Origin of the sequence: Pseudomonas sp. Pseusp97 (genome assembly GCF_047304025.1) — a bacterium.
Taxonomy (GTDB): domain Bacteria; phylum Pseudomonadota; class Gammaproteobacteria; order Pseudomonadales; family Pseudomonadaceae; genus Pseudomonas.
In genome coordinates this window covers 1-7,182 of record NZ_JBGLYK010000256.1, presented here as the reverse complement: position 1 = coordinate 7,182, position 7,182 = coordinate 1, and the positions used below count along the sequence as shown (strand labels likewise).

Annotated in this window: 7 protein-coding genes; 2 read left to right on the top strand and 5 right to left on the bottom strand. The window is 65.9% G+C overall.

The window, feature by feature from the left end:
* Positions 1 to 225 precede the first annotated feature (225 nt).
* Positions 226 to 2,016 carry an acyclic terpene utilization AtuA family protein gene (locus ACCC94_RS26145; protein ID WP_413352518.1) on the bottom strand — a complete coding sequence of 597 codons (1,791 nt, stop codon included), beginning with the start codon at positions 2,014 to 2,016 and terminating at the stop codon, positions 226 to 228.
* A 219-nt stretch (positions 2,017 to 2,235) separates the two neighbouring features.
* Between ACCC94_RS26145 and ACCC94_RS26140 the strand changes: the two genes are divergently transcribed.
* Entirely contained in the window at positions 2,236 to 2,856 is a 621-nt protein-coding gene (locus ACCC94_RS26140; RefSeq protein ID WP_413352517.1) for a TetR/AcrR family transcriptional regulator, read from the top strand.
* Positions 2,857 to 3,118: 262 nt separating this feature from the next.
* Here the strand turns inward: ACCC94_RS26140 and ACCC94_RS26135 are convergent, their stop codons facing one another.
* From ACCC94_RS26135 to eat, 3 genes are all read right to left on the bottom strand, one after another.
* A complete protein-coding gene (locus ACCC94_RS26135) occupies positions 3,119 to 3,883 on the bottom strand; it encodes a CPBP family intramembrane glutamic endopeptidase (protein ID WP_413352516.1) in 765 nt (254 codons plus the stop codon).
* 100 nt (positions 3,884 to 3,983) lie between these two features.
* Entirely contained in the window at positions 3,984 to 4,154 is a 171-nt protein-coding gene (locus ACCC94_RS26130) for a DUF2897 family protein (RefSeq protein WP_017517593.1), read from the bottom strand.
* A gap of 169 nt (positions 4,155 to 4,323) precedes the next feature.
* A complete protein-coding gene (eat, locus tag ACCC94_RS26125; protein WP_413352515.1) occupies positions 4,324 to 5,688 on the bottom strand; it encodes an ethanolamine permease in 1,365 nt (454 codons plus the stop codon).
* Between the two features lie 401 nt (positions 5,689 to 6,089).
* Here eat and pyrF point away from each other — a divergent pair, with 401 nt between their 5' ends.
* Entirely contained in the window at positions 6,090 to 6,788 is a 699-nt protein-coding gene (gene pyrF, locus ACCC94_RS26120) for an orotidine-5'-phosphate decarboxylase (protein ID WP_024764511.1), read from the top strand.
* A gap of 180 nt (positions 6,789 to 6,968) precedes the next feature.
* On the opposite strand, the gene ACCC94_RS26115 is transcribed toward pyrF, so the two are convergent.
* Positions 6,969 to 7,182 (bottom strand): hypothetical protein (locus ACCC94_RS26115; protein WP_413352514.1); only part of this gene is annotated, 214 nt, incomplete at its 5' end.

The following is a 7,182-nucleotide window of genomic DNA, read 5'->3' as shown; positions in this document are numbered from 1 at the left end:
GGGGGCCGGCCCACCCGGCGGGTTTTTAACACCTATTCTTTCCTATTTTTTTTTCTCACCCCCTGTTACCCCTTTGGGCCCTTTACGCGCCACCTTTCTGGCGCCGTTGGTGATTGGCGGATAACGCCGTTGGCGTTATGCGCCCTACGTTTTGCTTTGTTGTAGGAGCGAGCTTGCTCGCGAACAGACTCCGCTGCGGGGTTGGGTTCGCGAGCAAGCTCGCTCCTACAGGAACTGATCGGCGATGTGCTGCGGCACCGCCACCGGGAATTCCAGCAACTGCTGGGCGAAGGCCTTGCCCTGCGGGTCGATGCGCAGGCTGGCGACGCCGCCGCCGCCCAGGGCGTTCTCCAGCAGGAAATTCAGGCTATGTGTGCCCGGCAGGTACCAGCGGCAGACGCGGCCAAGCTGCGGGTCGAGCACGTGCTGCATCCAGTCGGCGACCGCGCCTTCGCTCAGCGCGTCGGCGACCCAGGGCAGGTACTCGGGCCGGCGCGCCATCACGCCAATGTTGCTGTGGTTGCCCTTGTCGCCGGAGCGCGCCACGGCCAGCTTCACCAGCGGCACGCTGGCGGGCGCCGGGCCCTCGGGCGCCGGCACCGGGACCTTGTCGGCCAGCGCCGCCGGGTCGAAGGTATCGAGGACGGGCAGGGCGGCGCCGTGGCGCTCACCTTCGATATCCACCGCCAGTTCGCAGGCGTCCTTGTCGATCAGGAAGGAAAACAGGCGGATCACCGGGTATACGCTCGGGCGGCCGCCGACGATGCCGGTCAGGCCCGGCGCCATGCCGGTCGCGGCCTGGGCGATCTCGCGGGAAAACAGCACCAGGGCTTCCTTGCGGCTGTGGCGTACGGCGAGCTTGACCACAATCTCGCGGTTGTCGCCGCGGCGCCCATGGCCGCCATAGGTAGCTTCGCTGCCGAGCAGCTCGACGCTTACCTCGCGGTACGGGCCCCAGCCGCGTTCCATGAGGATTTCCTCGGTCTTGGCGATGATCGCCTGGCTGATCCGCTCGGCCTTCTTCACCGCGTCGATGCCGGCGATCAGGCAACTGGCGGTGCAGCGGAAACCGTCCGGGTAGGTGGCGCTGACCTTGTATTGGCCGGTCGGCGGCAGGCCGCGCGCGCCGCTGACGGCCACGCGGTTGTCGCCCACCTGGGCGAGCTCGACCCGGGTGAAATCGCAGATCACGTCGGGCAGCAGGTAGGCGCGCGGGTCGCCAATCTCGTAGAGCATCTGCTCGCCTACCGAGAACGGCGTCACCAGGCCGCCGGTGCCGGATGGCTTGGTCACCACGAAGTCGCCGCTGGCCTGCACTTCGACCAGCGGGAAGCCGATGTGCTCGTAGTCCGGCACGCTTTCCCAGTCGGTGAAATTGCCGCCGGTGCACTGCGCGCCGCATTCGATGATGTGCCCGGCCAGTGCGGCCTGGGCGAGCTTGTCGTAATCGTTCCAGGCCCAGCCGAATTCGTGCACCAGGGCGGCGCTGACCACTGCGCTGTCGACCACGCGGCCGGTAATGACGATATCGGCGCCGGCCTTCAGCGCTGCGACTATGCCGGGTGCGCCGAGGTAGGCGTTGACCGACACGCACATCGGCGGTAGCGGCGCGTCGGTGAACATCTCGCGAATGCCGGCCTTGGCCAGTTCGCCCAGGCGCGGTTGCAGGTTGTCGCCATGCACCACGGCGATCTTCAGCGCCACCCCGGCCTTCTCGCAGGCAGCGGACAGCGCGTTGGCGCAGGCTTGTGGGTTCACGCCGCCGGCATTGCTGATCACGCGGACCTGTTTCGCCGCGATGTCGCCGAGAAGGGGTGTCATCACTTCGACGAAGTCGGTGGCGTAGCCTGCTTCGGGATTCTTCAGGCGGGCGCCGGCCATGATCGACATGGTGATTTCGGCCAGGTAGTCGAACACCAGGTAATCCATCTGCGCGCCGCGCACCAGCTGCGCGGCGGCGGTGGAGGTGTCGCCCCAGAACGCGGAGGCGCAGCCGATACGTACGGTTTTATTCATTGTTCTACCCGTGACGCTGAGTGATGGGTCGACATTACCAAGCAAGCGCTTGGTTGAAAAGCCCCGGCCCGACGAGATCCCCAACCAATGGATGGCCAAGCGCTTGCTTGGTTGGTGCCCGGGGGCTTACATTTCGTCAGACAACACAAGCACTTGCAGGGCGTTTCGATGAATCGCCCTGAGCAGATCGGCCGATGGGCCTCATGGGGAGAGAACAGCGTGGATGACCGCAAAGCCCGCGAAGTACTGCTGGAGCTGGTCGGAACCGGGCAGATCACCGACCCGGAGAGCGCCCGCGGCAAGCTGCTGCAGACCGCCGCTCACCTGTTCCGCAGCAAGGGCTACGAACGCACTACGGTTCGCGACCTGGCGAGCGCGGTGGGCATCCAGTCCGGCAGCATCTTCCATCACTTCAAGAGCAAGGACGAAATCCTCCGCTCGGTGATGGAGGAAACCATCCTCTACAACACCGCCCTCATGCGCGCCGCCCTGGCCGACGCCACGACGCTGCGCGAACGCCTGCTGGCGCTGATCCGCTGTGAGCTGCAGTCGATCACCGGCGGCACCGGCGAGGCGATGGCGGTGCTGGTCTACGAATGGCGCTCGCTGTCGGAAGAGGGCCAGGCCTACATCCTCAGCCTGCGCGACATCTACGAACAGATGTGGCTGGAGGTGCTGGAAGAGGCACGGGTCGCCGGTTTCAGCCAGGGCGATCCGTTCATCCTGCGACGCTTCCTGACCGGGGCGCTGTCCTGGTCCATCACCTGGTTCCGCCCGGAAGGCAGCCTGACCCTCGACGAGCTGGCCGAGCAGGCGTTGCTTTTGGTGATGCGCGATTAATTTCCAGTGTTTCGCTTAGTGCTCTTCGTAGGACCGAGGGGGCGCCTAGCCCTTGCTCGCGAACAGGCGCGTAGGGCGAATAACGCGCTAGCGTTATCCGCCGCTATGGCTCGGCGCATAACCCGTTCCGGGTTATGCGCCCTACAGGCCGAGCTTGGAGCGAGATGGATGCCGATCGCGGACGAAGTCCGCTCCTACGCATGTGTCAGGTTCGGTAGGAGCGGACTCCGTCCGCGATAGCTTACCGGCGGCGCCAATCCGATCAGATAATCCGCAACGGATAGCTGAACAGCAGCAGGTGCAGACTGTTCACTCCCGCGTGCAACAGCACCGGCACCAGCAGCCGCCCGCTGAAGTAGAAGGCCAGGCCGTAGCCCAGGCCGGCGACTCCGGCTACAACGGCGAACAGCGGGTTGATCGGCCAGTGCACCATGCCGAACAGCACGCTGGCGCTCACCACCCCGGCGACCGCGCCGAAGCGACGTACCAGTTCGCTCTGCAGCAGGCCGCGGAAGAAGGCTTCCTCGGTCAGCGAGATCACGCAGACGTTGACCAGCATCCACAGCCAGAAACCGGGTGGCCATTTCGGGTTCCACACCACCAGGCCGCCCGCGACGGCTACCAGTGGCACGGCGAATAGCGTGGTAACGATGACGATGGCGGCGAAGTCCGGGGAGCGCTTCTCCACCGGCACCGGCTCGCGGCGCAGCCACCAGGCCAGCAGGGTGACGCCCACCAGCGCCTTGTCCCAGGACAGGTGCAGGGCGTAGACGGGAGCGTCCGGGCTCAGCTGGCGCACCGGCCAGAGCGTCCATGAGGTGGTACCCGGCAGCAGGTGCGCGGCCAGCGCAATGCTGAGCACCAGGCACACCAGCCACCAGAGCAGGCGCGGCAGGCGAGGCTCGCCGTAAAGGGTCCAGGCGACGTAGACGGCGCCGATCAGCAACCCCACCGGCTGGACGAAACCCAGCGCGAATCCGCAGAGCAACAGCACGACTGGCAACAGCGGCAGGAGTTTCCTGAGCATTCTTTCCTCCATCAAGGAGGCGCAGTCTAGGCAATTTCATCTGCCGCTGGCCATCGGTGTGGCCAGTTTTTGACTGGAGCTTCAGTCAGTTAGGCGGTGTTTACCGCTTGTCCCGGGCTTCCTTGGCATCCATTTCCGCGTTGCGCTCGTGGATGCGCTTGAGCTGCTCCTCGGTGAGCGGCAGCTTCTTCGCGGTATCGCGCAGCATCATCAGCGCGCCGACGATTGAGCCCAGGGCTAGGGCGATGATCAACCAGGCATACCAGGGCATGGTCCCGTCTCCGACAGTGGCAGTGAAACATCACGATACGCTGTGATTCCGACCTTGTCAGGCGCGCCCCGGTTCAGACCGATCGCTGCTCGGCCGGCAAGCGCCGCGTGAGAGAGACCAAAACGAAGAACCCCGGCCGCGGCCGGGGTTCTTTACTTTCACGGTGCTGTCAGGCGCCGGTGAGCATCGCGTCGACAGGGGCGCTGGCGCGATGGGCGGCGGTGAGCTGGAAGTAGAGGAAGCCGGCGGCCATGAAGGCGAGGAAGACCCCGGCGATCTGCAGGTTGAACCAGACCATCGCCGCCAGGCACAGCACGGCCAGCGCCAGGGCGATACCCGGCACCACGGGGAAGCCCGGCGCGCGGAAGCTGCGTTCCAGGCCTGGCTCGCTGCGGCGCAGCTTGAACAGGCTGAGCATGCTCATGATGTACATGACGATGGCGCCGAACACGCTCATGGTGATCATCGCCGCGGTCAGGCTCATGCCCTGCAGGGCGATCAGGCCGTCGCTGTAGATCGCCGCGATGCCCACCAGGCCGCCGGCGATGATCGCCCGGTGCGGCGTCTGGAAGCGCGAGAGTTTCGCCAGGCCGCGCGGCAGGTAGCCGGCGCGGGCCAGGGCGAAGAACTGCCGCGAGTAACCCAGGATGATCCCGTGGAAGCTGGCGACCAGGCCGAACAGGCCGATCCACACCAGCATGTGCAGCCAGCCGGAGTTCTCGCCGACCACCATCTTCATGGCCTGCGGCAGCGGGTCGTTGATCCCCGACAGGGCCTTCCAGTCGCCCGCGCCACCGGCGAACAGCATCACGCCGATGGCCAGCACGACAAGGGTCAGGATGCCGCTGACGTAGGCCTTGGGAATGGTGCGCTTCGGGTCCTTGGCTTCCTCTGCGGCCATGGCCGCGCCCTCGATGGCGAGGAAGAACCAGATGGCGAAGGGAATCGCCGCGAATATCCCGCTGACGGCCGCGCCGCCGAAGCTGTCGGAGCCGGCCCAGCCGTTGAGCACGAAGTTGCTGAAGCTGAAGCCCGGCGCGACCACACCCATGAACACCAGCAGCTCGGCCACCGCGAGGACGGTGACGATCAGCTCGAAAGTGGCGGCGATGCTGACGCCAAGGATATTCAGCGTCATGAAGATCAGGTACGCGCCGACCGCCGCGTGCTTGGGGTCCAGCGCCGGGAACTGCACGTTGAGGTAGGCGCCGATGGCCATGGCGATGGCCGGCGGGGCGAAGACGAACTCGATCAGCGTGGCCAGCCCGGCCACCAGCCCGCCTTTCTCGCCGAAGGCGCGGCGGCTGTAGGCGAAGGGCCCGCCGGCGTGGGGAATGGCAGTGGTCAGCTCGGTGAAGCTGAAGATGAAGCAGGTGTACATGGTCGCCACCAGCAGGGTGGTGACCAGGAAACCGAGGGTGCCGGCCACGCCCCAGCCATAGCTCCAGCCGAAGTATTCACCGGAAATCACCAGGCCCACGGCGATGCCCCACAGGTGCAGGGTGCCCAGGGTGGGTTTGAGTTGCGTGCTCATGCGAGGTCTCCAGGACAGAGGATGAAAGACACGACCCCTGCAGTCGTGCAGTGGCCGTGCCAGTTGGCAAAAACCGGTCGCAAAGGGCCTGATCGCGTCGTTTCGTGAACATTCGCCACCGGTTCGCCTGCTTCGAAGCGGTGCGACGGTGATTCACGCGTGCCGTTCAGGTGCGCCGCAGGGGCGCTTGTTGCAGGGCGATGACCTGGCCGTGAAGCTTCCTGGCCGCGCGCAGCCCGAGCAGCAGGTCGCACGCAGCGCCGAGATGCCGCGCGAGGAGCGCGAGCGGCTGAGTGCCTGATCGCCGCCGGCGGCGCAGCATTCCTGCCGGGCGGGCTACGGAAGTCGGCGCGTTTCTGCGACAATGCGCGCCGATTTTTTCGATACCCGCGAGAGAGCCCATGTCCGCCTGCCAGACCCCGATCATCGTCGCCCTGGATTTCCCCACCCGCGAAGCCGCGCTGGCGCTGGCCGACCAGCTGGACCCGAAGCTGTGCCGGGTGAAAGTGGGCAAGGAACTGTTCACCAGTTGCGCCGCCGGTATCGTCGAGACCCTGAACAGCCGCGGCTTCGAAGTCTTCCTCGACCTGAAATTCCACGACATCCCCAACACCACCGCGATGGCCGTGCGCGCCGCCGCCGAAATGGGCGTGTGGATGGTCAACGTGCACTGCTCCGGCGGCCTGCGCATGATGAGCGCCTGCCGTGAGACCCTGGATGCCTTCAACGGCCCGTCGCCGCTGCTGATCGGCGTGACCGTGCTGACCAGCATGGAGCGCGAGGACCTGGCCGGCATCGGCCTGGACGTCGAGCCCCAGGAGCAGGTGCTGCGCCTGGCTGCGTTGGCGCAGAAGGCCGGCATGGACGGCCTGGTGTGCTCCGCCCAGGAAGCGCCGGCACTGAAGGCCGCGCATCCGGCGCTGCAACTGGTCACCCCCGGTATCCGTCCGGCCGGCAGTGCCCAGGACGACCAGCGCCGCATCCTCACCCCGCGCCAGGCGTTGGACAACGGCTCCGACTACCTGGTGATCGGCCGCCCGATCAGCCAGGCCGCCGACCCGGCCAAGGCCCTGGCCGAGATTGCGGCCAGCCTGGCCTGAGTGCTTTCTCTGCACTGAGAATTCGCCAGCCATGAAAAGCCCGCATCGATGCGGGCTTTTTTGTTTCGGCTCTTCGTAGGAGCGAGCTTGCTCGCGAACAAATTAACCGGCAGCACATAAGTTGGGCGGTTCGCGAGCAAGCTCGCTCCTACAGTTGTAGGGCAAATAACCCGGAACGGGTTATCCGCCGCGATGGCGGATAACGCCAGAGGCGTTATGCGCCCTACATTGCTGGCCTGAGCCTTCTTCGGACATGAAAAAAGCCCGCATCGCTGCGGGATTTTTGCTTTTTTGCTTTTCGTAGGAGCGAGCTTGGGGGGGGACGGATTTGCAGGGCGCGGATGAGCGGTTGGCGGGCCAGCGCGCGCCGTCAAGGTTGAGCCGTGCGCGTGAG